This is a genomic window from Streptomyces sp. NPDC058812, from assembly GCF_042744565.1.
Classification (GTDB): Bacteria; Actinomycetota; Actinomycetes; order Streptomycetales; family Streptomycetaceae; genus Streptomyces; species Streptomyces thinghirensis.
Genome location: NZ_JBHYOB010000026.1, coordinates 23,376 through 49,555, shown reverse-complemented (window position 1 = coordinate 49,555; position 26,180 = coordinate 23,376). Strand labels below are relative to the sequence as shown.

At 73.9% G+C, this 26,180-nt stretch carries 24 protein-coding genes and 1 pseudogene; 7 read left to right on the top strand and 18 right to left on the bottom strand.

Annotated elements, in window-relative coordinates; genetic code table 11:
* Positions 1–122: 122 nt before the first annotated feature.
* From ACFW48_RS34980 to ACFW48_RS34945, 8 genes are all read right to left on the bottom strand, one after another.
* A complete protein-coding gene (locus tag ACFW48_RS34980; protein WP_386322137.1) occupies positions 123–1,403 on the bottom strand; it encodes an ABC transporter substrate-binding protein in 1,281 nt (426 codons plus the stop codon).
* The gene (locus ACFW48_RS34975) at positions 1,400–2,503 is read right to left on the bottom strand and encodes a branched-chain amino acid ABC transporter permease (RefSeq protein WP_386322185.1); all 1,104 of its coding nucleotides are present in this window, start codon (positions 2,501–2,503) and stop codon (positions 1,400–1,402) included. Before ACFW48_RS34975 ends, ACFW48_RS34980 begins: the two co-directional genes overlap by 4 nt.
* 58 nt (positions 2,504–2,561) lie before the next feature.
* Complete coding sequence (locus tag ACFW48_RS34970) at positions 2,562–3,461, bottom strand: branched-chain amino acid ABC transporter permease (protein WP_386322135.1); 900 nt, start codon at positions 3,459–3,461, stop codon at positions 2,562–2,564.
* Positions 3,458–4,258, bottom strand: a complete 801-nt coding sequence (locus ACFW48_RS34965; protein ID WP_386322133.1) for an ABC transporter ATP-binding protein — start codon at positions 4,256–4,258, stop codon at positions 3,458–3,460. Before ACFW48_RS34965 ends, ACFW48_RS34970 begins: the two co-directional genes overlap by 4 nt.
* On the bottom strand, positions 4,255–5,037 hold the full coding sequence (locus ACFW48_RS34960; protein WP_386322131.1) for an ABC transporter ATP-binding protein: 783 nt from the start codon (positions 5,035–5,037) through the stop codon (positions 4,255–4,257). The genes ACFW48_RS34965 and ACFW48_RS34960 overlap by 4 nt, the downstream gene beginning before the upstream one ends.
* A gap of 717 nt (positions 5,038–5,754) precedes the next feature.
* On the bottom strand, positions 5,755–7,041 hold the full coding sequence (locus tag ACFW48_RS34955) for a PucR family transcriptional regulator (RefSeq protein WP_386322129.1): 1,287 nt from the start codon (positions 7,039–7,041) through the stop codon (positions 5,755–5,757).
* A 117-nt stretch (positions 7,042–7,158) separates the two neighbouring features.
* Positions 7,159–9,903: a LuxR C-terminal-related transcriptional regulator gene (locus tag ACFW48_RS34950; RefSeq protein ID WP_386322128.1), complete on the bottom strand. Its 2,745-nt coding sequence runs from the start codon at positions 9,901–9,903 to the stop codon at positions 7,159–7,161.
* Positions 9,904–10,133: 230 nt separating this feature from the next.
* Entirely contained in the window at positions 10,134–11,069 is a 936-nt protein-coding gene (locus tag ACFW48_RS34945; protein ID WP_386322126.1) for an alpha/beta hydrolase family protein, read from the bottom strand.
* Positions 11,070–11,517: 448 nt separating this feature from the next.
* Here ACFW48_RS34945 and ACFW48_RS34940 point away from each other — a divergent pair, with 448 nt between their 5' ends.
* A complete protein-coding gene (locus ACFW48_RS34940) occupies positions 11,518–12,402 on the top strand; it encodes a Gfo/Idh/MocA family protein (RefSeq protein ID WP_386322124.1) in 885 nt (294 codons plus the stop codon).
* Positions 12,403–12,428: 26 nt separating this feature from the next.
* Here the strand turns inward: ACFW48_RS34940 and ACFW48_RS34935 are convergent, their stop codons facing one another.
* Both ACFW48_RS34935 and ACFW48_RS34930 read right to left on the bottom strand, forming a co-directional pair.
* Complete coding sequence (locus ACFW48_RS34935) at positions 12,429–12,803, bottom strand: hypothetical protein (RefSeq protein ID WP_386322183.1); 375 nt, start codon at positions 12,801–12,803, stop codon at positions 12,429–12,431.
* 129 nt (positions 12,804–12,932) lie between these two features.
* Positions 12,933–13,832 carry a GNAT family N-acetyltransferase gene (locus ACFW48_RS34930; protein WP_386322122.1) on the bottom strand — a complete coding sequence of 300 codons (900 nt, stop codon included), beginning with the start codon at positions 13,830–13,832 and terminating at the stop codon, positions 12,933–12,935.
* Positions 13,833–14,014: 182 nt separating this feature from the next.
* Here ACFW48_RS34930 and ACFW48_RS34925 point away from each other — a divergent pair.
* The 3 genes and pseudogenes from ACFW48_RS34925 to ACFW48_RS34915 all read left to right on the top strand — a co-directional run.
* Positions 14,015–14,221, top strand: a pseudogene (locus ACFW48_RS34925) (hypothetical protein); the annotation flags it as partial.
* Positions 14,222–14,247: 26 nt separating this feature from the next.
* Complete coding sequence (locus ACFW48_RS34920) at positions 14,248–15,357, top strand: PP2C family protein-serine/threonine phosphatase (RefSeq protein WP_386322120.1); 1,110 nt, start codon at positions 14,248–14,250, stop codon at positions 15,355–15,357.
* Positions 15,358–15,474: 117 nt separating this feature from the next.
* On the top strand, positions 15,475–15,696 hold the full coding sequence (locus ACFW48_RS34915; protein WP_310869589.1) for a hypothetical protein: 222 nt from the start codon (positions 15,475–15,477) through the stop codon (positions 15,694–15,696).
* A gap of 171 nt (positions 15,697–15,867) precedes the next feature.
* On the opposite strand, the gene ACFW48_RS34910 is transcribed toward ACFW48_RS34915, so the two are convergent.
* The 4 genes from ACFW48_RS34910 to ACFW48_RS34895 all read right to left on the bottom strand — a co-directional run bounded on the left by ACFW48_RS34910 (position 15,868) and on the right by ACFW48_RS34895 (position 21,209).
* Entirely contained in the window at positions 15,868–16,356 is a 489-nt protein-coding gene (locus tag ACFW48_RS34910) for a DUF5709 domain-containing protein (RefSeq protein WP_386322118.1), read from the bottom strand.
* 97 nt (positions 16,357–16,453) lie between these two features.
* Entirely contained in the window at positions 16,454–17,932 is a 1,479-nt protein-coding gene (locus tag ACFW48_RS34905) for a hypothetical protein (RefSeq protein WP_386322116.1), read from the bottom strand.
* 185 nt (positions 17,933–18,117) lie between these two features.
* Positions 18,118–20,472, bottom strand: a complete 2,355-nt coding sequence (locus ACFW48_RS34900) for a glycoside hydrolase family 65 protein (RefSeq protein ID WP_386322114.1) — start codon at positions 20,470–20,472, stop codon at positions 18,118–18,120.
* Positions 20,469–21,209, bottom strand: coding sequence for a beta-phosphoglucomutase family hydrolase (locus ACFW48_RS34895; protein WP_386322112.1), 741 nt, complete (start codon positions 21,207–21,209; stop codon positions 20,469–20,471). The genes ACFW48_RS34900 and ACFW48_RS34895 overlap by 4 nt, the downstream gene beginning before the upstream one ends.
* Before the next feature lie 54 nt (positions 21,210–21,263).
* Here ACFW48_RS34895 and ACFW48_RS34890 point away from each other — a divergent pair, with 54 nt between their 5' ends.
* Entirely contained in the window at positions 21,264–21,935 is a 672-nt protein-coding gene (locus ACFW48_RS34890) for a nucleoside/nucleotide kinase family protein (RefSeq protein ID WP_386322110.1), read from the top strand.
* A gap of 65 nt (positions 21,936–22,000) precedes the next feature.
* On the opposite strand, the gene ACFW48_RS34885 is transcribed toward ACFW48_RS34890, so the two are convergent.
* Positions 22,001–22,438, bottom strand: coding sequence for a DUF3662 domain-containing protein (locus ACFW48_RS34885; protein WP_386322109.1), 438 nt, complete (start codon positions 22,436–22,438; stop codon positions 22,001–22,003).
* Positions 22,439–22,513: 75 nt separating this feature from the next.
* Positions 22,514–22,675 carry a hypothetical protein gene (locus ACFW48_RS34880; RefSeq protein ID WP_386322107.1) on the bottom strand — a complete coding sequence of 54 codons (162 nt, stop codon included), beginning with the start codon at positions 22,673–22,675 and terminating at the stop codon, positions 22,514–22,516.
* A gap of 259 nt (positions 22,676–22,934) precedes the next feature.
* Here ACFW48_RS34880 and ACFW48_RS34875 point away from each other — a divergent pair, with 259 nt between their 5' ends.
* Positions 22,935–23,852 carry a MurR/RpiR family transcriptional regulator gene (locus tag ACFW48_RS34875; RefSeq protein WP_386322105.1) on the top strand — a complete coding sequence of 306 codons (918 nt, stop codon included), beginning with the start codon at positions 22,935–22,937 and terminating at the stop codon, positions 23,850–23,852.
* Positions 23,853–24,214: 362 nt separating this feature from the next.
* A complete protein-coding gene (locus ACFW48_RS34870) occupies positions 24,215–24,598 on the top strand; it encodes a hypothetical protein (RefSeq protein WP_386322103.1) in 384 nt (127 codons plus the stop codon).
* 95 nt (positions 24,599–24,693) lie between these two features.
* On the opposite strand, the gene ACFW48_RS34865 is transcribed toward ACFW48_RS34870, so the two are convergent.
* On the bottom strand, positions 24,694–25,182 hold the full coding sequence (locus tag ACFW48_RS34865; protein WP_386322101.1) for a flavin reductase family protein: 489 nt from the start codon (positions 25,180–25,182) through the stop codon (positions 24,694–24,696).
* Positions 25,183–25,206: 24 nt separating this feature from the next.
* Entirely contained in the window at positions 25,207–26,043 is an 837-nt protein-coding gene (locus ACFW48_RS34860) for a hypothetical protein (RefSeq protein WP_386322099.1), read from the bottom strand.
* Between the last annotated feature and the right edge of the window lie 137 nt (positions 26,044–26,180).

Here is a 26,180-nt window from a genome sequence, read left to right as displayed (position 1 = left end):
CAACTGCACTGGCATGACCGAGAGTACATCCTAGAGACCCGGCGGTCAGGGAAACCAGTACGCGGACCAGGTGGCCGCCAAGGTGACTGCGGGGCAGTCGAGTTGACGGCCACCCACACGGGTCAGCCGCGTGCGGCCAGGTACGCGTCGACGCCGGGCGCCTTGTGGGCCTCCTCCACGCCGACCAGGCCGCCGGTCGCCTTGGCGTCGGGCTTCAGCACGTAGGTGGACCGGCTGGCCGGCTCGGTCACCAGGGTGAAGTTCTGCGGGGTGCCGAGGCCGGTGTCGGCGTTCTTCTGCGAGCGGTGCGCCTTGACCAGGTCCTGTCGGGTGAGGCTGCCGCCCTCACACGCCTTCTTCAGGTCGTCGCCCATCAGTTGGGCGGCGTTGTAGCCCGAGAGCGCGCCGGAGTCGACCGGCTCGCCCGGGTACTTCTTGGTGTAGGAGGCGACCATCTTCTTGACGCCCGGCAGGTCGGAGCTGACCGCCGGTGCGGCGCTGACCACGTGGACCATGGCCTCCAGCGCCGGCGCCGCGGGCGTCTTCATCAGCTGCGGGGAGTATCCGGGAGCGCTGCTGACGATCGGCACCTTCAGGCCCCGGGCGGCGGCCACGCCGGCGAGGGAGGCGGTCTGGGCGGGGCCCGCGCTGATCAGGATCGCCTTCACCCCGGCCTTGCTCAGCGCCGACACCTGCGCGGTCAGATCGGTGTCCGTGGCCTTGATCTTCTGACCCACCACCTTCATCCCCGCCTGCTCCGCGGCCCACTCGGAGCCCTCCAGCGCGTTGGCGCCGTAGTCGCCCTCGAAGTACACGTGGCCGATCGAGTCGCCCTTGGCGAGCTTCTTGGTGCGGGTGAAGAAGTCGACGGCGGCGATCATGTCGAGGTCGTAGGTGGTGCCGAGGACCTGGACGGGGTCCATGCCGAGCAGGGAGGCGGCCCAGGCCTGCGGGAAGGTCAGCATGTGGTCCCGCTCGATGTCGTCGAGCAGGGCCGCGACCACCGGCGAGCCGATGACCTGGGGCAGGGCGACGACGTCCGGGGAGATGTCGGCGTAGGCGGTGACCGCCTTCTGCACGTCGTAGCCGTGGTCCTTGACGACGATCTCGACCTTGCGGCCGCAGATGCCGCCCGCGGCGTTGGTCTCGTCGGCCCACATCTGCTGGGCCTGCACGATGCTCTTGCCGAGGGTGGCGTAGGGGCCGGTGAGGTCGGTCAGCGCGCCCAGCTTGATGGCCTTGTCGCTGACTCCGGGGCCGGCCTTGACGCCGTCGGCGGCGTCGTCGGTGCTCCCGCCGTCCGCCTTCGAGCTGCATGCGGTGCCCGCGAGCAGCACGGCGGCCAGTGCCGCGGCCAGGGCGGCGGTCCGAGTGGTGCGGGGCCTGGAGTGCGTGACGTTCACGGGGTGTGCTCCTTGGTTCGTGCGGCGTTGGCGGTGGTGGCGGAGGGCCGGGGCGTGGACCCGGCGTCGGGAGGGCCGGTGACGGGTGGCTTGCGGCGCAGGCGTGCGCGGGTCCGTCGGGCCAGTCCGTGCAGGCCGTCCGGGGCGTAGAGCAGGATCACGACGATCGCCGCGCCGTAGAGGTAGCGGGAGGCCTCGGTCGGGCCGATCGAGCCGTCTCCGGAGCCCGGGGTCGCCACCAGCGGCAACTGGTCGGCGTAGCGGGTCATCAGCAGGGGCAGCGCGGTGACGAAGACGGCGCCGGCGGTGGCGCCCGCCACCGACCCGAGGCCGCCGATGACGATCATGGCGAGGTAGTCGACGGAGAGGAGGAGCGAGAAGTAGTCGGGCACGACGCGGCGGAAGGAGAGCGCGAGGAGGACTCCGGCGAGGCCCGCGTACATCGAGGAGACGACGAACGCGGCCGAGCGGTACCGGGCCACGTGCACGCCCATCACGGAAGCCGCGGTCTCGCTGTCGCGCAGCGCCACCAGGGCGCGTCCGGGGCGCCCGCGCAGCAGTCCGCGCGCGGTGAACCAGGTCACCGCGAACAGGACCAGCCCCAGGTACCAGAGCCGTTCCTCGGCGCCGAACGGCACGCCCATCACCGTCAGTTCCGGGTCGGTCTCGGCGAAGGTGAACCCGCCGATCTCCAGGGGTGGCACCGAGCGTCCGTTGAAGCCGCCGGTGACGGAGTCGGCGGTGAGCAGGACGTGGTGGCCGAGGAAGACCAGGGCGAGCGTGGCCACGCCGAGGTAGATGCCCTTCACCCGGCCGGCGACGGGGCTGAACAGGCCGCCCGCGGCTCCGGCGAGCAGCACGGCGAGGACGGCGGCGACGGCCGGCGGCAGCCCCGGTCCGGGCTCGCCCGCCAGCCATACGTACCCGTAGGCGCCGACGGCGAGGAAGAAGGCGTGCCCCAGGGAGAGCTGTCCCGCGGTGCCGCTGAGCAGGCCGAGACCGACGGCGCCGATGGCCGCGGCCATGGAGAACAGGCCGATGCGCAGCCAGAAGGCGTCCAGGTAGAAGGGCAGGGCGCACAGGAGGAGGGCGGGCAGCAGGAGCCGGCTCTGCTTGAGGAGTCCGCCGCGCTTGAGGAGGGTGCTCCTCTTGAGAAGGTCAGACACGTGCCGCTCCCTTCGCCGCGAAGAGTCCGGCGGGGCGTACCAGGAGGACCAGCACCATCACGGCGTACGGGGCGACGTCGCCGAAGCCCTCGCCGAGGACGTGCAGTTCGGACTGGTAGCCGGCGACGAAGGCCTCGGTGAGGCCGATCAGCATGCTGCCGACCAGGGCGCCGACCGGGGAGGCCATGCCGCCGAGGATGGCTGCCGGGAACGCCTTCAGGGCGATCTGCCCGGTGGTGCGCTCCAGTCCCGGTGCCGGGAAGGCGACCAGGAAGACCGCGGCGAGCGCGGCGAGTCCGCCGGCCAGGCACCAGGCGACGGTGCGTACGCGGGTCAGCCGTACGCCCATGAGGGCGGCGGCCTCACCGTCCTCGGCCGCCGCGCGCAGCGACAGGCCCCAGGGGGTGAACCGGAAGAGGGCGAAGGCGCCGCCGATGGCCACGCCGGACACCAGGATCGCGGCGATACGGCTGTCGGCGACGGTCACCGGGCCCAGGTCGGTCACCGAGTTGCCCCACGGGTCGCCGAGCGGCAGCAGGTCACCGCCGATCCGCCGGGCCAGGTCGGTGACCAGGACGATGTCTATGCCGATGGTGACGATGGTCTGGACGTGGGCGGCGTGCGGGTCGGTCCCCCCGACCCGTTGGAGCACCAGCCGGTCCAGCGCCCCGGCGACGGCGGCCGTCACGAGGACCGCGACGGCCAGCGCCCCGGCGAAGCCGATGTCGTCGTGGAGGACGGCGACGAGGTACCCGCCGAGCAGCAGGAGCGAGCCGTGGGCGAAGCTCAGCACGCCCGACGCCTTGAAGATGGTGACGAAGCCGAGGGCGATCAGGGCGTAGACGGAACCCAGGGCGAGGCCGTTGAGGAGGTTGTCGAGGAAGCCGGTCATGCCGCGTTCTCCCCGGTGGTGTCGGTGCCGAGGTAGGCACGCAGCACCTCGGGGTCGCGCCGGACCTGGTCCGGGGTGCCGTGGGCGATGGCCTTGCCGAAGTCGAGGACGGTGACCTCGTCGGCGAGCCGCATGACCAGTCCCATGTCGTGCTCGACCAGCACGACGGACAGGCCGAGTTCGGCGCGGATCTCCCGGACGACCTCGGTCATGCGGGTGCGTTCGGCGGCGTTCATGCCGGCCACGGGTTCGTCGAGCAGCAGTACACGGGGCTCCAGACAGAGGGCGCGGGCGAGTTCGACCCGCTTGCGGTCGCCGTAGGACAGCAGGGCGACGGGTGCGTCGAAGTGGGCGCCGAGGCCGGTGAGCTCGGCGATCTCGCGGGCCTTGGCGAGGTGTTCGCGCTGTTCGCGCACGGCGCGCGGCAGACGCAGGGCGCTGGCGGCGAAACCGGCGTGGGACAGGGCGTGGCGGCCGAGCATCAGGTTGTCGGCGACGGTGCCCTGGGTGGTGACGATGTTCTGGAAGGTACGGGCCACTCCGAGGGCGGCGATCCTGTGCGGGGCGAGCCGGGTCAGCTCGGCGTCGCCGAGCCGTACCGTGCCGGCGGTGGGCCGGTACAGCCCCGACAGGACGTTGAAGCAGGTGGACTTGCCCGCGCCGTTGGGGCCGATGACGGCGTGCGCGGTGCCCGGGGCGACGGTGAAGGAGACGTCGTCGAGGGCGACGAGGCCGGCGAATCGCACGGTGACGTTCCGGACCTCCAGCGCGGGGGGTGCGGCGGTACGGGTGGTCACGCGGCCCCCTGACCGTCAGTGGTGTCGCCCAGGTAGAGGCGGCGTACGGCGTCCGTCCGCGCGAGTTCGCCGGCGGGCCCGGACAGCCCGATCTCGCCGACCTCCAGGACGTAGGCGTGTTCGGCGAGGGACAACGCCATGCCGGCGTTCTGTTCCACGAGGAGTACGGCGGTGCCCTGGGTGTTGATCTCGCGGACGACCTCGGCGATGCGGTCCACCATCAGTGGGGCGAGTCCGAGAGAGGGCTCGTCGAGGAGGAGCAGGCGGGGTGCGGCCATCAGGGCGCGGCCGATGGCGAGCATCTGCTGCTCGCCGCCGGACAGCAGGCCGGCGGCCTGGCGGGTGCGCTCGGCCAGCCGCGGGAAGAGCGTGAAGACCCGCTCCCGGGCCTCACGGACCTGGGCCGGGGCGCGCCGGCCCAGGCCGAGCCCGCCGGCCCGCAGGTTCTCGTCGACGCTGAGTCCGGCGAACACCCGCCTGCCCTCGGGTACCTGCACGACTCCGGCGCGTACGGCGGCGACCGGGTCCCGGCCGTCCAGGGGCGTGTCGCCGTAGCGGACACGGCCGGCCGTGATCGCGCCGCGGTGCAGGCGCAGTGTGCCCGACACGGCCCTCAGCAGCGTCGTCTTGCCGGCGCCGTTGGCGCCGAGCAGCGCGACCACGCCGCCGTAGGGGACGGTCAGGGACACGGAACGGAGGGCGGACAGTGCGCGCCCGTACTTCACGTCGAGGCTCTCGACGTGCAGGGCGGGCTCGCCGTCCGGTGGTGCTGCGGGCATCGCGGCTCCTTGGGACCGTGCCGAGGCCGGCACGGTGACGGGAAAGGGGGAGCTCACGACAGCACGCACGCCGGTGCCGGTACAGAGCCGCGGCCAGGGTCGCTGCGGCGTCCCAGTCCCGGGCGGGAGAGTCTGTGCGGATGCCCAGACCCGGGCGGCGGAGGGCCCCGCCGGGGGCCGCGTCGGGGGGCCGCGTCGCTGCCGGGTGCCGAGGCCGCCCGGGGAGGGCGCACGCACCAAGGACACCAAGCGCACACCACGGGCACCACCGGCACCACCGGCACCACCGGCACCACCGGCACCACCGGCACCACCGGCACCACCGGCACCACGGGCACCACGGGCACCACGGGCACCACGGGCACCACGGGCACCACGGGCACCAACAGTCAACCCTCCGCGCACCGCCAAGGCGACGGGACCGTAGCCACGCCCTGCGCGAGCGTTTCTCGGCGCGCACCGGAGCACCGGGGGCCACGCCGCGCCGGGAGACCACGGGCCGGGATTCGCGCCGCACGGCCGCGTCCCGGGCCCCCCTGCCGTCCCGGGCCCCCGCCGCCCCGGGCGTCCGGGACGGCGGGGCCCGCGCCTCGGCCACGGGCAGGCGGGGTGAGCCCGAGATGGGTGTCCCGGAGCTGCGACGAGCAGCGCGGGTCGCCGCCCGGTGCCGGGACGGAGCCGCGCCCGGGGCCAGGCGCCGGAGGCGTCGCGTGTCCGTCAGTCGCGCAGGACGCGCCGGGCGGTCAGGGCCAGGCTCATTTCGACGACGTCGGCCGGGCGGGCCAGCGACCGGCCGGTCAGCTGCTCGCACCGGCGGAGGCGGTTGAGGACCGTGTTGCGGTGGCAGTAGAGGCGTTCGCCGGCCCGCTGCGCCGAACCGTCGCAGTCGAGCCAGGTGGTGAGGGTGTCCAGCAGCACCTCACGGTCGGCCGGCTCCAGCCGCAGCAGGGGGCCGAGCACCTTCTCGGCGAGGGCCCGGCCGAGCTCGGGGCTGGAGACGACGAGGGCGGCGGGGAGGTGGTCGGCGAGCCGGACCGTGCCGCCGGCCTCGGGGCAGATGTCCAGGGCCGTGTCGGCGTGCCGGCGGGCCTCGCCGACGGAGGCGAGTCCGTCGACCGGGCTGCCGACACCGATCCGGACGCCGGACAGCGCGGCATGCGGCCCGGGCTCGGCATCCTCCGGACCCGGGAGCCCGTCGTTGCCGGCGCCGACCAGGACGATGCCGTAGTCGACCTCCCCTCCGGCGTGCCAGTGGACGCGTGTACCGGACGCCACGGCGGCGGCGCGGGCGGCGTCGGACCGTGCGGGGTGCCGGCCGGTGACGGCGACGACGACGTAGCGGCCCTGCTCCGGCAGGCCCAGCGCCTGCGCGGCCTCGGGCAGGTCGGCGATGCGGCTGGTGCCGTCGAGCAGACCGGCCGCCAGCAGCCGGGCCCGGTTCTCGCGGCGTCGGGCGAGCTGCCACTCGGTCTGCCGGTAGGCGTCCGCGACGAGGGTGCAGTGCTCGTCGACGAAGTTCCACACGTCGGCGGCCACGTGCACGAGGAGGCGCACGTCCTCGGGTGCGGTCCGGGAGGTCTCCTCGATCAACCGCTGCCACACCAGTGAGCCGCCGAGACGGAAGGCGTGCAGCAGCGCGTCCAGCGGGAGCCCCTGCTCGGCACGGGTGGCGCCGATCCGCCAGGAGCAGCGGCGGGCCGCTTCCCGCGCGCCGCGCGGGTCGAGCAGCGAGGCCACGCTGTGCCGCAGCGAGCGGTGGGCCTCCTGCCAGGTGGCGGTGGGGTCCTTCGTGAGGGCCGCGCGGTAGGCCGGCTCCTGCTCCTTCAGCAGGGCCACCAGCCGGTCGGCCAGGTCGGGCAGGTCGTCGAGCAGGGCGCGGGCGGCCCGGTGCAGGACACGCAGGGCGTCGGCGTCCATCAACGACGCGACGCTCGGTGTCCGCGGGCGTGGTACGGGCGTCAGCCCGGTGCGGATCGCTGCTCGTGACCGTACGGCGTGCTGCATCGCGGTCCTCCCCGGGCCAGGGCTTGCGGGGGCGCCCCGCGACGGGCTGTCCACCCGTGCCGAGCCTGCCCCCTGACTCGTCCTGCCCCGAAGGATGGCATACCGTCCGGTCGGTCCCTAGGGTTGTGCACCGGTCTTTTCGCCCCGTCCGGCCTGTCCGGCATGCTCGACCATGCGGGCCAGCTCCAGGCGGGACCGTACCCCGAGCGCCGCGAAGACCTTGCGGAGGTGGTAGTCGACGGTGCGGGTGCTCACCGCGAGGGTCAGCGCGACCTCGCGGTTGGTGGCGCCCTCGGCGACCTGCCGGGCGATGCGCAACTGCTGCGGCGTCAGGCGGGACAGCGCGCCGGCGCCCGAGTCGTGCGAGGCCGCTCCGAGCGCCCGCAGCTCGTCGCGCGCCTGCGCCGCCCAGACGCCGGCCCCGCAGCGGTCGAAGCCGGCCAGCGCGGTGCCCAGGCGGCCGCGGGCCTCACGGGGCCTGCGCCGCCGGCGCAGCCACTTGCCGTACAGGAGCGCGGTGCGGGCCCGTTCGAAGTCGCCGCCCGCCTCGTCGTGCCGGGCGAGCGCGCGCCGGTAGAGGTCGTCGGCGCGGTCCGGCGGGGCGAGGAGGGCGTGGCAGCGGGCCAGTTGCGCGGCGGCCTGCGGATCGGCGCCGAACGCCGCCCACCCGGCGAAGTCCGTGAGAACCGCGCGGGCCTCCTCGTGGCGTCCGGCGAGGACCGCGGCCTCCACGAAGCACGGCACGGCGAGCCGCCACACCGCGAAGTGTCCGCGTCCGGGTCCGGGCAGGACCAGGAGTCCGAGCCGGTCGGCGGCGTCGTAGGGGCGTCCCCGGCCGAGGTCGGCCCGGGCCGCCGCCCACTCCGCGAGGGTGGCCGCCTGCGCGAGTCCGTGTCGCCGGGCGGTGGTCAGCGCGGCCGTCACATGCCGGGCGACGACGTCCGGTTCCTCCTCGATCGACGCCGCGAGGGCCAGTACCGCCCGGTGGTGGGCCGCCGTGTTGCGCTGGCCGGCCCGCAGCGCGGTGCGCAGTCCCTCCTCCGCGTGGGTGCGGGCCTGCGGGTGCCGGCCGGCGCGCAGTTCGGCGTAGGCCAGGTACTCCAGTGCCCGCGGCACCAGCGCGTCCGACCCGAGCTGCCGGGCGGCGGCCAGGGCCCGTGCCCCGGCCCGGCGGGCGGCGTCCACGTCCCCGAGCAGCAACGCGGCCGACGCCGACCGCAGCAGCCCCTCCGGGCGGTCCTCGGTCCTGGCCCGCTCCACCACCTGCCCGAGCGGTACGGCGGCCCGGTCGAGCCGCCCTTCGAGCAGCGCCCGCATGCCGACCCGGTGGTCGCGCACGGTGTCGGCCACGTACGCCGTGGGTCGCCGGGCGCCGGTGTGCCGGGGAGCCGGGGTCTTCGAAGGCGGTTCGGGCGCGAGTGCGGCCAGGCACGCCGACAGGTCACCCGCCGCCCAGGCCGCGTCGGCGGCGGCCAGGGCGGCGGTCGCGGCGTCGGCGGGGGCGTCCGCGGCGAGCAGGGACGCGGCCAGCAGCAGCGACTGATGGGCGTCGCCCACGGGGCCGTCCCGGAGTTCCGTCAGGCCACGCACCAGCTCGGCCCGTCCCCGTACACCGGCCGGGGGGTCGCAGCCGCGGGCCGCGCCGAGCAGCGGGCGTGCCCGGTCGGGGCGGCCGGCGAGCAGCGCCTGCTCGGCCGCGGCCGTGTACCGCTCCGCGCGGGCGGGGCCGTCGGCCGTCAGCTCGGCGGCACGGGCGTACACCGTGGCGCGCAGCCGGGGCGAGCCCGGCACCGTGCCGTCGGCCGCGACCGCCGCGAGCCGGTCCGCGAGCGACGGCGCGGGCGACGGGCCGGTCAGGGACCAGGAGCGGTGCAGGAGCCCCGGGAGCCGCCGGCCGCCGGCCTCCAGCACGTCGGCCAGCGCGCGGTGCGCTGCGCGGCGCCGGTCCGGTGCGGCGGTGGCGTGGACCGTACGACGGATCAGGGGGCCGTGGAAGCGGAGCCGGTCGTCGGCCAGGGCGAGGAGCGCGGGAAGCGGTCCCGGGAAAGGGGCGGGGGGCGACGTGGACGCCGGCCGCAGGTGCCGTACGGCGTCGAAGACCAGGCCCGCGTCGACGTCCGGTCCGTCCGAGGCGCGTACGGCCGCCGCCACCGTCAGCAGCAGGTCGTGCGCGTCCGCTGACAGACCGGTCAGGGCCTCCCCCGCCACCTCCGCCAGGATCGCGGCGTCGGCCAGGGGTCTGGGCGGGGACCGGTGCCCACGCAGTTCGGCCGGTGAGAGCCGGCGGACGAGGGCGAGGAGCAGGGCCGGGTTCCCCTCCGCCTCGGCGAGCAGCTGCTCGCGGACGGCCGGGTCGGCGGCGCCGTCGGTCACGTCGTCGAGCAGGGCGTCGGCCTGCGGCGGCGTGAGCGGGTCCAGGCGTACGGCGGGCAGGTGGGCGTACTCCGGGTCGACGGCGCGGTGTCCGGCGACGGAGAGGAGCACACCGACGCGGCCCGGGGGGTCCAGGCGTTCGGCCGCGCGGCCCAGGGCCGTCCGGGCCGGGGCGTCCCACAGATGCGCGTCGTCGACGCACACGAGCAGAGGTGCCTCGCCGGCCGCCGACCGCAGGGTGTCGAGCAGTTCTCCGGCGGTGACACGTGCGCTTCGGTCCGGTCCGGGCCCGAGGTGGAGTACGGGACCGGCCCGGAAGGAGCGGGCGGCCCAGTGGAGCAGGGTGGTCCGGCCGAGCCCGGGTTCGCCGGTCACGACGAGGTGGCCGCTGTGGGTGCGCAGGCCGTCCAACAGGGCGCGCACCTCCTGCCGTTGCGCGCTCCGGCCGTGGATCCGCACGGCCGCACGTACGGTCGTCTCTCCGGTCATTCCCGGGAGGTTACGCGCGCGTAACCTGACGCGGAAGCCATCGGTCCGCCGCGGCCCGCCGGGGCGTCGGCCGTGTCACCTGCGGTTGTGCGCCGTGGGGCCGGGGTACGCACTGTGCCGCTGCCCAGCGGTCCCGGTCCGGGGCCGTGCGGCGGCACAACCGCAGGTGACACCGCCGACGGCGGCCGCGACGTGCTCGCGACCGCCGCCGGATGGTGCTGTGAGCAGGGTCAGGAGCCGTGCGGGCAGTTGCCCCGGTACTCCTCGATGGTCAGGCTCGGCCGGGGCAGCGGGCACAGGAACTGCTCGTAGCGGGTGTCGTTGTCGATGAACCGCTTGAGCCAGGAAATGCTGTACTTCGCGATCGTGGTGTCCGAACTGTTCGGCGTGAAGTGGCTCGCGTTGTTCAGCTCCAGGTAGGCGCGGTCCGTTCGGGACGGCAGGCTGGAGTAGAACGGCTCGGAGTGCGAGGAGACCGGGGCGACGGTGTCGCCGTCGGCCCCCACGATCAGCGTCGGGGTGCTGACCTCGGGCCAGGTCTTGTCCGTGTTCCAGGGGGTGAGGGGGATCGCGGCCTGGAGCGACGGCCGGGACTTGGCCGCCTCCAGAGAGCCGCCGCCGCCCATCGAGTGGCCCATGACACCGAGTCGGCTGCTGTCGACCCGCCCGCGGACGGAGCTGCGCTCGGTGAGGTAGTCCAGGGCCGCCAGCAGCTGCCGGCCGCGGGAGGCGGGCTGGTCCCACGTGGTGTTGGTGTCGATGGTGAACACGACGAAGCCCTGCGAGGCCAGCCGCGGACCGAGCCAGGCGATGGAGGACTCGTACGCGGTGAAGCCGGGCGAGATCACGACGGCGCCGAACGTGCCGTCGCTGGTGCTGGTCGGGTAGTAGATCGTGCCGCCGCCGAAGCCGGTGACCGCGAGCGAGGAGACGCTGGTGTCCGCCACGGAGTACGGGCCGCGCAGTGCCTCGATGCTGGACTCGGTGGGCGCCGGTCCGCGCTCGTAGGGGTTGTCGGCGGCGGCGTGGGCGCCGGGGCCGGTGAGGGTGCTGAGCGCGACGACGGCGGCCACGGCCGCCGTGACGCCGGCGAGCCGCCGCCGCGTTCCGCGGAACGCCGGGCGCGCGGCCCGGGGAGCGGCGTGGGTGTGGGGGTTCTGCTGCACGAGGGTCGTCCTCTCTGTCGTGGCGACGGGCCCGGCCGGTGATCGCACACGGCCCGGAACACGTGGGGGCGCGTCCCGGGACATCCGCCGGACGGGCGTCGCCGATGTGCTGGCGGTGCCACTGTCGGCGGGCGGTGCGGTCCGGGGGATCGGTAAAATCACCGGCCCCGTGCGCCGGGTGGGCCGCGGGGCCCGGGGGACGACGGGCCTGGGCAGGGGACGAGAGCAGGGGAAGGAAGCAGGGTAGGAGAGTGGCGGCGGGGCCATGAGGCAGCGGCGGCGCGACAGACGAGTCGGCGACGAGGCCGCCGTCCCGAAGCCCGCGGTCTTGCCCGGGCACCGGGTCGCTGTGGCACGCTCGGCGTCGGCCGGGCTGTCGCGCGCCGGCCGTCAGGGAGGAACGTCGGCGGGCCCGGGCTCGGGTTCGGCACTGCGGAGAGGCGACGGCATGCGTATCGGACTGCTCGGCACCGGTCCCTGGGCGGACATGGCGCACGCCCCCGCCCTGCGCCGGCACGACGGCCTGGACTTCGTGGGCGTGTGGGGGCGCCGCCCGGAGGCCGCCAAGGAGCTGGCGGACCGGCACGGCACACGCGCCTACGACGACGCCGACGCCCTGCTGGCGGACGTGGAGGCGGTCGCCGTCGCGCTGCCACCGGCCGTGCAGGCCGAGCTGGCGGTGCGCGCGGCGCGGGCCGGGTGCCATCTGCTGCTCGACAAGCCGCTCGCGGCGACGGTGCCGCAGGGGCGGGCGGTGGTCGAGGCGGTGCGTGCGGCGGGCGTCGCCTCCGTCGTCTTCTTCACCGCCCGGTTCCAGCCCGGGACCGAGGCATGGATTACCGAACAGGCCGCCGGGGGCGACTGGTTCACGGCGCGGGCGCAGTGGCTCGGCGCGGTCTTCAGCGGCGACAGCCCGTTCGCGGACTCGCCGTGGCGACGGGAGAAGGGCGCCCTGTGGGACGTGGGACCGCACGCCCTGTCGGTGCTGCTGCCGGTCCTCGGTGACGCCCGGCGCGTGACGGCGGCGGCACCGGGCTCCGGGGACACCGTCCATCTGGTCCTCGACCACACCGGCGGCGCGTCGAGCACGCTCACGCTCAGCCTGACGGCGCCGCCGGCCGCGGCGGGCGCGACCGTGGAGTTGCGTGGCCGGGCCGGTGTGACGCTGCTTCCGGAGAGCGCGGAGGGTCCGGTGCCGGCTCTGCTGCGAGCCGCGGACGCGCTCCTTTCCTCTGCCGGGGGCGGGCACCCGCACGCGTGCGACGCCGCGTTCGGCCTGCGGGTCACCGAGATCCTCGCCGAGGCCGAGGCGCTGCTGAGCGACCGGTGGTGACCGCCGTCAACCGCCGTCAACCGCCGTCAGCCACCTTCAGCCGTCGGCCCCTCCTGCTCGAACGGCTCTTCGCTCCACCGGAACCAGGCTCTCTCTCCCCGGATGTGCAGCAGGAACTCGGCGACCGGACCGTCGGGAGAGACCAGCCGCACACGTCGTTCGATCTCGGCGTAGACCGCCTCCCACTGGGCCCAGTGCCCCTCGTCGTCCCGCTCCGCGAGGGCGAGTTCGCGGGCGAACAGGTCCTGGACGGTGGCGAACGCCGGGCCGGCGCGGAACCGGCCCGACAGCCAGGGGAAGTCGGCGTCGTCGATCAGGATCTCCCCGACCTCCGCGCCGGTTCCCCCCTCCCCCGTGTCCGGCGCCCCGCGCACGTGCCAGACCTCGCCCTCGAAACCCACATCGCCTCCGCGCACGCCGTTGACCACCGTGCCGGACAGCATGCCACCCGGCACTGACACCGCACCGAAGCGAACGCCGACGCAGGCACCGGCACCGGGCCGGAGAACTCCCGGCCCGGTGCCTGGCGACTACCGGCCGGCCGCTACCGGACGGAAGTTGATCCGTTCCCGCACGATCGGGTAGCCGGCCTTGGCGAAGTTGGCGGCCATGGGATGGTTCCCCCGGTCGGTCGCGGCGGAGACGAACTCCGCGCCCCGCTCCACCAGGAAGTGGGTGCACTCGGCCAGCAGGTCGTAGGCGTACCCGTGTCCGCGGTGGTCCGGCAGCACGCCGATGAAGCCGACGCACGGGCCGGACGGGTTGTGCGCGGGGATGTGGATGCCCGCGAGTTCGCCCTGCGGGGTGTACGCCAACTGCCACCACTCCCGCGGCGAGGGGCACCAGTGGAAGAAGTCGAGTTCCGACTGCGCGGCCTGGTCGAGCCCGCCCTTTTCGATGTCCATGATCGCGTGGGCGTCCAGGGTGGCGGAGTGGATGCGGCGCAGCGCGTCGAAGAACACCGTGTCGTCCGGTTCGGGGCGGAAGTCCAGACGGCCGGGCCGCTCGGGGAGCCCGCACTCCGGCGTCCACCGGTACAGGAAGCGTTCGACCAGGAGGTCGTACCCGGCCGTCCGTGCGGCGGCGAAGCGTGCCTCGGTGGCGGCGCGCAGGGCGGGGTCCTCGCGCCAGGTGCCGGGCGGGTTGAGTTCCAGTTCGACCTGCCAGGGGGCGGTGCTCAGGAGTTCGGCTCCCGCCTCCTCCTCGCCCTCGGCCACGTCGAACCAGTTGAGGGTGACGGGTTCGGTGTCGTCGGGACCGCCCCACCAGGCACCGCGGGCGACGACGACGCCGTCGCGCAGGACGACCCGCTTCCAGTCGGGGCGGTGCTGGGTGAGCCGGTGGCCCTCACGGGCGCCCAGTGGGTCGGGCAGCGTGTCGAAGAGATGGGCGTCGCTCGCGTCGAGCGCGCGGATGACCAGATCGGTCACGGATTCCTCCGGGATGCGTCATGCGTGGTGCGCTCCCGGTGTCAGTCTAGGTACGCCGGGACTACGGGGAGGGAGCGCGGAGGTGATGTGAACTGCACGGCACCCTCCTTCCGTCGGTCTCAGGGCGTGGCTCAGACAGTACCGGGTGCCGTGCGAGGGCGGCCACCGGTTTCCGGCGTGGATTGAGCGGGCCCGGGCCGGCCCAGGTGTCCTTCGGCAAGCCGTCCACCCGGGACGTGCTGTTCCGCGACGGCGCCCTCGCCGCGCCCGACGACGGCACGACCGGTCCCGAGGCCGACTTCGCCTCCTGCATCCAGGACACGGCGCCCACCGGGTTCCGGCTGACGCTCACCGCGTTCCGGGCGGGGGCGGGGCCCGGCGTGCGGTAGGCCGGGCGGCGTAGGAGCGTGGTGGTGTGCGAAAGGTGTCGGCCCCGCCACCGCGCCGGGGCGAGGACCGGCGGAGCTGGCTGAGCGGTGCTCCGCCACCCCGTTGGGTGCGGGTGCTGCCGCCGGTCCTCGTCGTGGCGATCTGCGCGGCGACGCTCATCAGCCACGATCCCCTCGACATCGGCTTCCTGCTCGGTGCCATCCCGCCGCTGGCCGTGCTCTCCTACAGCCCGCTGGCCACCGCTCTGCTGGGCGGCGTGGTGGTCGCGCTGCTGAACATCCCGGCCTTCCAGCTCGACCGGCCGGGTGACACCGACCTGCTGACCGTCGTCTTCGTCGCCGGGCTCAGCGTCTTCGTGTCCTTCGTACGCAGTCGCCGCGACGCCCAGCTGGGTCTGGAGCGCACGGTCGCCGAGGCCGCGCAGCATGCCGTCGTGCCCCCGCTGCCCGAGCGGGTCGGGGCGGTGCGCTGTGCCGGGCTGTACCGGGCGGCGCAGCGCGGGACGCTCGTCGGGGGCGACTTCTTCGACGTACGGGACGGTCCCTACGGCGTACGGGTCGTGACGGGGGACGTGCAGGGGCACGGGCTGTCGGCGGTGTCGACGGTCGCCTCGCTGCTGGGGGCGTTCCGCGAGGCGGTGCTCGACCAGCCGGACCTCCCGTCGGTGGCCGGACGGCTCGACCGCAGGCTGCTGGTGGACTCGGCGGGCGCACGGCACGCCGAGCTGTTCGCGACGGCCGCGCTGCTGGAGTTCTCCGCCGACGCCCTGGAGGTCCGCGTCGTCGTCTGCGGCAACCCGCCGCCGCTCCTGCTGCGGGGCGCGCGGGCCACGGAGCTGGAGGTGTCGCCGTGGACACCACTCGGGCTCGGGCTGGCGGACGCCGGCGCGATCGGGGCCCACACGGTGTCCCTGCGCCCCGGTGACCGGCTCTTCCTCGCCTCGGACGGAGTGGTCGAGGCCCGGGACGCTGGCGGCGCGTACTACCCGCTGGCCGACCGGCTGACCGCCTTCGCCGACGAGGACCCCGCCGCGCTCCCCGACCGCGTCTGGGCCGATCTGGTGCGCTTCTGCCCGGACGTGGACGACGACGTCACGATGCTGGTCCTCACTCCTTCGCCCCCTGCGCCGGTCTGAATCGCGTCGGTCTCCGGATGCGGGGGCCGCTTCCGCATTGAATGGTGTTATCGGGATATTCGGGACCGACAACAGCACGGCACCGAAGCAGCGATCCGGATCCGAGGAGCACTGATCATGTCGACGTCACAGCCCGACGCCTCCCGGCCGTCCGAAGCACGCGCGGGGGACGACCGCGCCACCCCGGACGACCTGCTCCACACCCGTACCGGCACCGAGGTGTCTCCGGAGGACCTCGTCCTCGCGGCCGGCCGGGACGTCACCCCGAAGAACCTCGAATGGGCCAGGCGCAAGCTGGACGAGGAGGGCCCCGCCGCCCTCGACAAGCTTCTGCCCTGACCGGGCGGCCACCGGGCGTCACATGGCCCGGACCGGTGCGGGCGGCACCGGTCCGGGCCATGTGACGCGTGAGCGCGCTCGGGCGGGTCGGCAGGCGCGACCGGCGGCCCCTGGTCCGCGGCAGGGGCCCTGGTCCGCGGCAGGGGCCCTGGTCCGCGGCCGGCGCCTGCCCTACCGGTCGTCCTCCCTGTCCGGCAGCGCCGTCTCGTCCTCCACGACGTGCATGGCGGCCTCCTCGGCGCCCGCCGCTCCGCCGTCGATGCCGACGTCCTCGGCGACGGTCTCCTTCGTCGTGTCGGTGCGTACGCCCTCGTCGGGGGCGACCAGACGGCCGGAGCGTGCGGTGCCCGCCTCGGGGTCGACCGGTTCCCCGTCACCTCCGGGCCTGTCGCCCACGCCGTCGCCGTCCGGCGCGGACACGTCGGGCATCTCCTGGGACAGCCGCTCGTCCAAGGTCTCGCCGTCGTGCTGCTCGGCGGCCGTGGTGCCGTGCTTGGTCACGCCGAGGGGCTTCTCCGGCGGGGAGTAGCCCTCGTCGAGCGTGTCGTCGTAGGTCCGCTCGTCGACGGCGTCCTGGAGGTCGAGGGGCGCGGCGTCCTCCTGCTCCTCGTTGGTTCCGGTGGGCTGGTAGACGTCGTCGGCCATCGGGTCCGTGCCCATCGCTGCCTCCCTCTCGCGCTGCGTCGGCTCGGTGGTCTGGATGTGCGGTTCGCGTTTCCCGATACGCGATCTCTAACCCGTTCCCGGCCCGGGATCTTCACCCCCGGGGTGCGACGCGGATGCTCAGGTCGGTGATGCGGTGCGGGCTCCAGTCGCGGGCGTAGCCGGGCGGGGTGCCGCCCGGTCCTGTGACGTCGGCGACCGGGATGCGGCGGGCGGTGTCCACGATCTCGGCGGCCGTGGTGTTCTCGTTGTTGCCGCTGGTGGCGCCGGAGGAACAGCCCGTGTAGTAGCCGATCGGGATGGACTCGTGCCCGGTGATCAGACACGGCGGGCGGACACCCAGCCGGTGCAGCTCGTCGGCGACGCGGGCCCAGTCCTCGCGGCTTTCGACGTTGCGGTCCACGGTGCCCACGAGGACGGCGAACTGCACCGCCAGGTGGCCGGCCAGCGCGAGCGCGACGAGAGACGCCGCCACCGGACGCCATCGGCCGCGTCCCGTCCTGACCAGGTGCCACAGCGCCACGGCGACCGGGACGGCCAGCAGGGCGTAGGCGGGCTGCAGGAAGCGGGGCGCCGCGTAGCCGATCATGAACAGGTACGGCAGCGCGGCCGTCACCGCGCAGGCGAACGGGATCACCGTGCGGGCGGCACGCCGGGCCCGGACGGCGACGACGACCCCGAGCACGGCGACGGCCGGGAGGACGATCCACCACAGGGTGACCACCGGGTGCGGCATCGATCCGGTGCACGGGCGGCACAGGCCCCGCCCGCCGAGGCTGCGCATCTGGTCGTCGACGGCGATGTTCCAGCCGAGGCCGCCCTGGATCTCGGAGGCCCGCGACAGCCGCTCCCCGAGGCCGCCGTACCAGCCGTACGCCTCGATCACCCACTCCACTCCCCCGGCGGCGAGGCCGCCCGCGAGGGCGAGCAGCAGCAGCCAGTGGCGGCGTACGAGGACGAGGACCAGCAGGGGCAGGGTCACCCAGACCGCGTCCGTGGGGCGCATCCACGCCATCAGCGCGGCTCCGGCCACCACTCCCCACAGCGCGGCCCGCCCGGACAGCCCCTGCCAGGCCCGCAGGAAGCAGCCGACGCAGATCAGGGCACCGATCGCGACCCAGTAGTTGGGCATGGCCTGCGGACCGTAGAAGAGGGTCACCCACAGGGTGGCGAAGAACGCGCCGGCCGTGGCCAGGACCCGGGCCGGGAAGAGGCCCTTCCAGGCCCGCAGGGCGAGGTACAGGCCGAGGCCGGACAGCACGGCGAGGTAGACGCGCAGCAGTTCGGTGGACGACGACCAGGACGCGACGGGCGCGACCAGCAGGGAGACGCCGCGGGAGCGCGGTGCGCTGAAGAAGGCGGCGGGGTGGTGGGAGGTGACCTGGCTGACGTACACCGTCTCGTCCCAGCCGAGGCCCATCCAGGGGTGGACGAAGACCAGTTGCAACAGGGTGAAGACGGCGGCCACCGCCGCGATCAGAGCGTCACCGCGCAGGAGCCGGGGGGTGTCGGACGCCGTCGTCGCCTCGTCCCGCCGTCTGCCGGCGAGCATGGCGTTCGCGCCATCGGCCATCGTGCACCCCTCACCCCCGCTTGTCGCGGGGCCGCTCGTTCCTCACCTCCTGCCGCCAGTGGCGGGAGCCCGGAAACCCGGAAAACAAGATCAACCTAACCCGCAGGCCAAGGATACGCAGGGCGGAAGTCGGCCAGTCGCGCTGTCTCGTTCCCTTTCCCTCTCCTCACTGCGCGTCCGACCGGTCAGTGGGCGTTGGGGCGGCGGTGCGGGGGCTGCTCGGGGGTGGAGCGTCGCTTGGGGGCCGGGATGGCGCGGGTGACGGGGCCGTCCCCGTTCACGGTCAGCGCGCTCCCGTGGTGATGGATGGTCAGGGGGACGCCCTCCAGCAGGGTGTACGTGGCCTTGTCGGCGCCGATCTCCACACGCAGGCACCGGCCTCGGAACTGGAGCCGGAAGGCGAGGCGGCTGAACTTCTCGGGCAGGCGCGGCCTGAACCGGAGGCTGTCGCCCTCCCGGCGGGTGCCGCCGAAGCCGGCGACCAGCGCCATCCACGTACCGGCGAGCGAGGCGATGTGCAGTCCGTCGCGGGTGTTGTGCTCCAGGTCCGCGAGGTCCATCAGGGCGGCCTCGGCGGCGTAGTCGTAGGCCAGCCGCAGATGTCCCGTCTGCGCGGCGACGACGGCCTGGCAGCAGGCGGACAGGGAGGAGTCCCGTACGGTCAGCGGCTCGTAGTAGGCGAAGTTGCGGGCGATCTGGTCCTCGTCGCAGTGAGCGTCGAACCAGCTGCCGCAGGTGTACATCGCCAGGACGAGGTCGGACTGCTTGATGACCTGCTTGCGGTAGAGGTCGAAGTAGGGGAAGTGCAGCATCAGCGGGTACTGGTCGGCGCCAGTGGCGGCGAAGTCCCAGCGCTGGTGGCGGGTGAAGCCCGAGTGCTGCTCGTGGACGCCCAGCTCCTCGTTGTAGGGGATGTGCACGGACTCGGCGGCGTCCCGCCAGGCCGCGCTCTCCTCGTCGTCGACGCCGAGGCGGGCCGCCTCGTCCGGGTGGCGTTCGCACACGTCGGCCGCGGCGAGCAGGTTCGACCGTGCCATGAGGTTGGTGTACGTGTTGTCGTAGGCGATGGCGCTGTACTCGTCCGGACCGGTGACGCCGTCGATGTGGAAGACGCCGTGGTGGTCGTGGTGACCCAGCGAGCGCCACAGCCGGGCCGTCTCCACCAGGAGTTCGAGGGCGATGTCGCGTTCGAAGTCGGCGTCGCCGGTCGCCGCCGTGTACCGCACCGCGGCATGCGCGATGTCGGCGGCCACGTGGAAGGCGGCCGTGCCGGCCGGCCAGTACGCGGAGCCCTCCGAGCCGTCGATGGTCCGCCACGGGAACGCGGCGCCGCGCAGCCCCAGCTGGGCGGCCCGGTCCCGGGCGGCGGGCAGGGTGTCCCGGCGCCAGCGCAGCGCCTCGGCGACGGCCCTGGGCTCGGTGTAGGTCAGTACGGGCAGCACGAACATCTCGGTGTCCCAGAACGCGTGTCCGTCGTAACCGGAGCCGGTCAGTCCCTTGGCCGGGATCGCCCGCTGTTCGGCACGGGCTCCGGCCTGCAGGACGTGGAAGAGGGCGAAGCGCACGGCCTGCTGGATCTCCTCGTCACCGTGCACCTCCACGTCCGCCCGCGCCCAGAAGTCGTCGAGGTAGGCGCGCTGTTCCGCCACCAGGCCGTCCCACCCGCTGTGCGCGGCGGCGGCGAGCGCGGCCTCGACCTGGTCGCTCATCGCAGGCCGGGAGCGGGCACCCGACCAGCCGTGGGCGACCGTCTTCTGCACCCGCAGCCGCTGTCCCGGCTCCAGCACGGAGGTGATGGTCAGTCGGGCCACGTCCGTGTTGCTCTCGCTGCTGGTGGTGATCTCCCCGGAGGTGTCGACGACGTGGTCGGCGGCCACGGCGACCCTGAGTCCACTGCGCCGCGTCCGGTGGACCAGGCGCAGCCGGGAGCCCATGGCGAGGTCCTCCTCCGGCTCCAGCGGGGACTGCAGCGCCTTGGCCGTCCGGGGGTCGCCGTCCGGGGAGGGCAGGCTCTCGTTGGTGACGAGTTCCGACTGGATGACCACCCGGGTCCGGCTATCGACGGGCTCCACCTCGTACTCCACGGCGGCGATGGCCCGCTGGGTGAGGGAGACCAGCCGGGTGGAGCGCACCCGGATGGTCGTACCGGCCGGGGAGGTCCACTCGCAGGTCCGCTCCAGCACGCCGCGCCGCAGGTCCAGGGTGCGTTCGTGCTTGACGAGCCGCCCGTAGCGCAGGTCGAAGGGCTCGTCGTCGACGAGCAGCCGCAGCAGCTTGCCGTTGGTGACGTTGATGACGGTCTGGCCGGACTCGGGGTAGCCGTAGCCCGCTTCGGCGTACGGCAGCGGGTGCAGTTCGTACACGCCGTTGAGGTAGCTGCCGGGCAGGCCGTGCGGTTCGCCCTCGTCGAGGTTGCCGCGCCAGCCGATGTGCCCGTTGGACAGGGCGAACACGGACTCGCTCTGGGCGAGGAGGTCGAGGTTGAGGGCCGTCTCGCGCACGGACCAGGGCTCGACGGCGTACGTCCGGTTGGTGATCACGCCTGGCCTCCCAGTTCGGCGAGGTCCTTGACGACGCGGTCGGCGCCGTGGGCGTAGAGGGCGTCGGTCTGGCCGACGCGGTCGACACCGACGACGTAGCCGAAGTGCCCGGAGCGTCCCGCGTCCATGCCGGCCAGCGCGTCCTCGAAGACGGCGGCGCGGGACGGGTCGACGCCGAGGTCGCGGGCGGCGGCCAGGAAGGTGTCGGGGCGCGGTTTGCCCGGCAGCTTCCGCTCGCGGGCCACGACGCCGTCGATCCGTACGTCGAACAGGCGCTCGGCGTCGATGGAGTGCAGCACGTCCTGGGTGTTGGCGCTGGAGGAGACGATCGCGGTGGCGAGGCCGGCGGCGCGGACCGCGTCGATGTAGCGCAGCGTGCCCTCGTACGGCTTTACGCCGTCGGTGCGGATCTTCTCCAGGAGCAGTTCGTTCTTGCGGTTGCCGACGCCGTTGACGGTCTGCGCGTCCGGCGGGTCGTCGGGGTCCCCGTCGGGCAGTTCGACGCCGCGGGAGGCCAGGAAGGAGCGGACGCCGTCGGCGCGTGGGCGGCCGTCGACGTACTCGTCGTAGTCGGAGTCGGTGAAGGGACGGAAGTCCGCGCCGTCCCGCTCGCGCAGGAAGGCGTCGAACGTCTCCTTCCAGGCGGCGGCGTGCACCACCGCCGTCCTGGTGACGACCCCGTCGAGGTCGAAGAGGCAGGCCCGGATGTCTTCGGGAAGTCCTAGCTGCGTCGTCATACCCGACACAGTTCCCCGCCGGGGCGGGTCCGATCAGGTGACACACTCTGCGGTGTGCCGCTGACTTTCGACGACCTTCTCACCCGGGCCCGCTCCCTGCCGGAGGGCGGGCGGCGCGCGATCCTCGGCATCGCCGGAAGCCCCGGCGCCGGAAAGTCGACGCTCGCCGAGCATCTGGTGCGGGAACTGAACGGGACCGGCGAGCCATGGGTCGCGCACGTCCCCATGGACGGCTTCCACCTCGCCGACGCCGAACTGGACCGCCTCGGCCGCCGGGACCGCAAGGGCGCCCCCGACACCTTCGACGCGACCGGGTACGCGGCGCTGCTGCGCCGGCTGCGCGAGGAGCCGGACGACGAGGGGGCGGGCGGCGACACCGTGTACGCGCCCGGCTTCGAGCGCGTGCTGGAGCAGCCGATCGCCGGGGCCGTGCCGGTGCCGGCGTCGGCGCGGCTGGTCGTGACGGAGGGCAACTACCTGCTGTTGGAGACCGGCGCGTGGGCGCGGGTGCGCTCCCGGCTCGACGAGGTGTGGTTCTGCGAGCCGGCGGAGGCGGAGCGGCTCCGCCGGCTGGTGGCGCGGCACGAGCGGTTCGGCAAGTCCCACGAGGACGCGGTCGCCTGGGTGCTCGGCACCGACCAGCGCAACGCCGACCTGGTCGCCGCGACCCGGGATCGCGCCGACCTCGTGGTACCGGCGGGGGCGATGCCGGGCGCGGACGGCTAGGGCCTGGTGCGTGACGCCTCGGTTCCCGCACGGGTGGGGCGTCACCGTGCTCGTCGGTCACCTCGTCACTCGGTCGTGAGCCGGCCGTCGGTGGAGCGCGGCTGGGGCTCCGCGTGCGAGAAGCCGTCAGCGCTCACGTGCGGCATCACGCTGCTCGCCACGCGGTAGCGGCCGTTGGGCACGTCGTCCGACTTGGTGATGTGCACGGCCAGCGGGCCTGCCCACTCGTATCCGTGCCGTTCGGCGTGCCGGGCCAGGCTGTCGGTGAGCACCTGGCCCACCTGGCTGTCGCGGCGGGTCAGTTCCTCGTGGACGACGTCGGCGAGCGCGACGTCGTAGGCGTTCGGCACCATGATCCGCCCCGCGGGCGAGACCACCGCCCTGCTGTCGCATTCCGTGCGCAGGGCGTCGAGGAGTTCGACAGGGTCCCTGTCGAAGACCCGCGCCCACAGCGCTTCCCAACCGTTTTCCAGGGCTTTCTCCAGCGCGCTGATGGCGCCCATGCGGTATTCACCTGCCGGGTGTTCTCGGGGTCGGCCGCCCGGGTGTGGCGCGGGCGTCGCGCGGTTACCGGACGGTCATTCCTCGTCGTAGTCGTCGGGGCGGACGTGCGCCTCCTCCAGGGCCTCGCGCATGGTCCGGCCGGTGCCACCCGGCTGGCGGGGCGCCTCCTTGTCGCGCTGGTCGAGAACGTCGTCGGTGGTGTCGGTCTTCGGCCGGTTCTCTTCCGGGACGGTCATGACGGCGGCTCCTCGTCCGTGCTGTGGGTACTTCCTGCTTCCGTGGCGGCGGGTTCCCGGAGCGGGCCGTGCTATCCCCCCGCGGGTGCGGATGCCGGTTCCGTGTGGGTGCGGAGGCCGCTTCCCTGCGGGGCGGAGGCCGCTTCCGTGCGGGGCGGAGGCCGGCCTGTGCGGGCTCGGGGACGGCCCGTGACGCCGTCCTGCCGGACACAGGGGGTGAGCTATGTTGACCTCCGTGGGAGACAAAGGAGGCGCATCCGTGCCATCGCCGCAGCAGGCACGCGCGCAGGCATCGGCGATCACCTCGGGACGGGCGGCCCCGGAGGCGGAGGTCTCCCCCACGTCCCGGCTCAGGACGCTGTTCGACCGGCCCCGCCTCTCCCCGGGCCAGCGGCGCATCGCGCAGTACCTCATCGAGCACCTCACCGAGGCGGCGTTCCTGTCGATCACCGACCTCGCCGACCGGGTGGGCGTGAGCCAGCCTTCGGTGACGCGGTTCGCCTCGGCGGTCGGCTTCAGCGGTTACCCGGCGCTGCGGGAGCAGCTCCAGTCGATCGCGCTGGGCACCCGTGGCGGCGCTCCGGCCGAGGAGAACCGGGGCAACGAACTCCAGGCGGCCGTCGACGCCGAGATCGAGAACCTGGAGAACCTGCGGCGCGACTTCGCCGACGCCGACCGGGTGATCGACGTCGGACGCAAGCTGGCCGCCTCCGCGCCGCTGACCGTCCTCGGGCTGCGCATCTCCGTCTCGCTCGCCGAGTACTTCGCCTACGCCGCCCGCCGCGTCCACCCCGACGTACGCCTGGTGACCCGGGGCGGCACCGTCGCCTACGACGCCCTGCTCCAGTCCCGGGAGGCGGGCGGCACCTGGGTGCTGGCCTTCTCCATGCCCCGGCACGCCCACGAGACCCTGGGCGCCGTCCGGGTGGCACGCGGTGCCGGACTGAAGGTGGCGCTGATCACCGACCTGGCGCTCGGCCCCGTCGTCGACGAGGCCGACGTCACCTTCGCCACCGGCACCGGGTCTCGGCTGGTCTTCGACTCCTACGCGGCGCCGGGCGTGATGTGCGCGGCACTGCTCCAAGCCATGACCGACGCCGATCCCGAGCGCACTCAGGCCCGGCTGGAGGAGTACGAGCAGGTCGCCGACCAGCACCAGTTCTTCCTCCGGGACTGAGCCGGTCCCTGCTTCGGCCGCGTTTCCGGCACTGCTGTCCGGCCCCGTTTCCCGGGCGGGCATGGCGATTGGCCGGCGCGGACGGGGGCCATCCCTGTCAAAGCAGGCATGAATGTTTTCATACGCCTTGCAAAGCAGATGGCATATATAAATACTGCTCACGGATCGCGACGGGGCCGCCCCGGAGCGCGTCCACACCTGCGCGAACACCCCTGGCAGCCGGCTCCTACCCGCTCCGGCGCACCCGGGGGTGTTCCGTCGGGCATCGCCTGCGCGAGCGCCCGCGGCGGTCCCGGTCGTCCCCTGGACCGGGGCCGCCCCAACCGTCGCCCCACCCCGTCGACGCCGCACCCCCGGAAGCGATGATCATGCCCCTGACGACCACGCGCATCAGCCCGGACTGGCCGTGCCAGGTCAAGACACCCGGCAGCTACGACTGGGAACGCTCGGCGGCCAAGTGGCTGCGCGAGCTGGTGCCGGCCCGGTACGCGGGCTACCCGGCGCTGATCCGCCACCCCGTGCTGCTCGCCCGCCATGCGCAGATCCAGGTCCAGCACGAGATCCGGGTGGCCCGCACCGCCCTGCAGACCGCCCGGGCGGACCTGCCCCGGCTCGGCCTGCCCGAGTCGGTCATCGAGCACACCATCAAGCTGTACGCGGCGGAGGTCCTGCAGTTGCAGCACATCGCGCGCAGCGTGCGAGCGGTCACCGAGGCGCTGGCCGAGCGGGGCGCCGCCGGGCGCTGACCCGGGCCGACCCGCGCTGGCCCGGGCCGACCCGCACGGGACCGTACAGGTGCCGGACGAACCAGACGAACCGGCCGGGTCGCCGTGGGCGCCGGTCAGTCCACCGGGTGGCCGGGCCGGATGGTGAGGGCGTCGGCGAGCCGCAGCAGCCGTCCGCCGGACGTCTCCCGCCCGCCCCACTCGACCGGGTCGAGGACGAAACCGACGTGATCGCCTCCAGCGGCGCGCTCCACCACGCGGCCGACGAACCACGCCTCGGCGTCCTCCAGCACGACCGCCCCGCCGTACCCCTCACGCCAGCGGACCTGCCGGAACTTGTCCACCCGGTCGCCGGTCTGCCCGCCGAAGATCTCGGCCGTCCCGCGCTGGTCGCGGGCGAGCAGATGAACGGCCAGGACGTCGGCGGACCGCGCCACCCGGAAGGTCCGGTTGACCTCGGAGAGCCATACGACGAAACGCACGGGGTCGAGGGAGCACTGCGAGGAGAAGCCGACCAGGCAACCCGCCCGTTCCCCGTCCGCCGCGGCCGTCACCACGCACATGTCCGGGTCGAGCCGACCGAGAAACTCGTCCATGCCGGCCATGCTAAGCGCCGTTCCCGGGCGGGGTCATGCCGCGAGGAGGCGCCGCAGGGCCGTCCGCAGGGCGGTGACGAAGGAGTTCCGGCCCGCCTCGTCGAGGGCGTCCAGCGACAGGTAGGGGTTGAGGTCCTCCAGCTCGACCAGGAGCAGCTCACCGCCGGGCGCGCGGCAGGCGTCGACGCGCTGGATGCCGTGGTCGATGCCGTTCCACTCGATGAACCGCCGCGCGAAGTCGAGGTCCTCCGGTGAGGCGTCGTACGGCTCCAGCCGCCAGCGCCGGTCGGGGTGCGGCGCGTACAGGGCGTACTGGAAGTCGTGGTCGACGAAGTAGAAGGAGACCTCGTGGGCGAAGTCGACGCGCGGCTGGACGAGGATGTCCCCGGCGTCGCCGCGCACCGTTTCCCGTAGGCGCTCGGCGGGCACGAACCGCAGGCCCATCGAGTCCGCGCCGAGCCTGGGCTTGACGACGTACTCGTCCGCCGGGGGCAGCCGGTGCAGGTCCTCGGGCCGTCCGACGGTGGGGATGACCGGGTACCCCGCGTCGGTCAGGTCGAGGAGGTACTGCTTGCCGACCATGTCCGCCCGGCCGGTGAGCTGGTTGTAGACGCGGGTTCCGCGCTCGGCCGCGCGCTCGCGAAAGGCGTCGTAGGCGGCCTGGTGACCCAGCACGGGACCGCTGTTGCGGACGACGACCGCGTCGAAGGCGTCCAACAGCACGGCGGCCTCCCCCGGGTGGCACAGGGCCAGGTCGAAGTCCTCGCGCAGACGGGAGGACAGGAAGATGTCCTCGTCGCAGTAGCGCCGCCCGCGCGCCTCATAGGCCAGGTCGGTGACGTACAGGACGCGGGGGCGGGTGGACGGCATGCGGAACTCCTCGGGGCTGACCGGGAGTGATCGTATGCGACCGGCGCAGCGAGGCAGCGAGGCAGCGGGTCCATGAGGGCACTGAGTTCCCTCTGTTCCCTGCACTGAGTGTCATGGGCGCCGGTGAGCTGCTACGT

Excerpts from the sequence above, each read along its gene's own strand:
- ACFW48_RS34970 (WP_386322135.1), bottom strand. The coding sequence starts at position 3,461 with ATGACCGGCTTCCTCGACAACCTCCTCAACGGCCTCGCCCTGGGTTCC.
- ACFW48_RS34960 (WP_386322131.1), bottom strand. The coding sequence starts at position 5,037 with ATGCCCGCAGCACCACCGGACGGCGAGCCCGCCCTGCACGTCGAGAGC.
- ACFW48_RS34955 (WP_386322129.1), bottom strand. The coding sequence starts at position 7,041 with ATGCAGCACGCCGTACGGTCACGAGCAGCGATCCGCACCGGGCTGACG.
- ACFW48_RS34950 (WP_386322128.1), bottom strand. The coding sequence starts at position 9,903 with ATGACCGGAGAGACGACCGTACGTGCGGCCGTGCGGATCCACGGCCGG.
- ACFW48_RS34940 (WP_386322124.1), top strand. The coding sequence starts at position 11,518 with ATGCGTATCGGACTGCTCGGCACCGGTCCCTGGGCGGACATGGCGCAC.
- ACFW48_RS34915 (WP_310869589.1), top strand. The coding sequence starts at position 15,475 with ATGTCGACGTCACAGCCCGACGCCTCCCGGCCGTCCGAAGCACGCGCG.
- ACFW48_RS34910 (WP_386322118.1), bottom strand. The coding sequence starts at position 16,356 with ATGGGCACGGACCCGATGGCCGACGACGTCTACCAGCCCACCGGAACC.
- ACFW48_RS34905 (WP_386322116.1), bottom strand. The coding sequence starts at position 17,932 with ATGGCCGATGGCGCGAACGCCATGCTCGCCGGCAGACGGCGGGACGAG.
- ACFW48_RS34895 (WP_386322112.1), bottom strand. The coding sequence starts at position 21,209 with ATGACGACGCAGCTAGGACTTCCCGAAGACATCCGGGCCTGCCTCTTC.
- ACFW48_RS34885 (WP_386322109.1), bottom strand. The coding sequence starts at position 22,438 with ATGGGCGCCATCAGCGCGCTGGAGAAAGCCCTGGAAAACGGTTGGGAA.
- ACFW48_RS34880 (WP_386322107.1), bottom strand. The coding sequence starts at position 22,675 with ATGACCGTCCCGGAAGAGAACCGGCCGAAGACCGACACCACCGACGAC.
- ACFW48_RS34870 (WP_386322103.1), top strand. The coding sequence starts at position 24,215 with ATGATCATGCCCCTGACGACCACGCGCATCAGCCCGGACTGGCCGTGC.
- ACFW48_RS34865 (WP_386322101.1), bottom strand. The coding sequence starts at position 25,182 with ATGGCCGGCATGGACGAGTTTCTCGGTCGGCTCGACCCGGACATGTGC.
- ACFW48_RS34860 (WP_386322099.1), bottom strand. The coding sequence starts at position 26,043 with ATGCCGTCCACCCGCCCCCGCGTCCTGTACGTCACCGACCTGGCCTAT.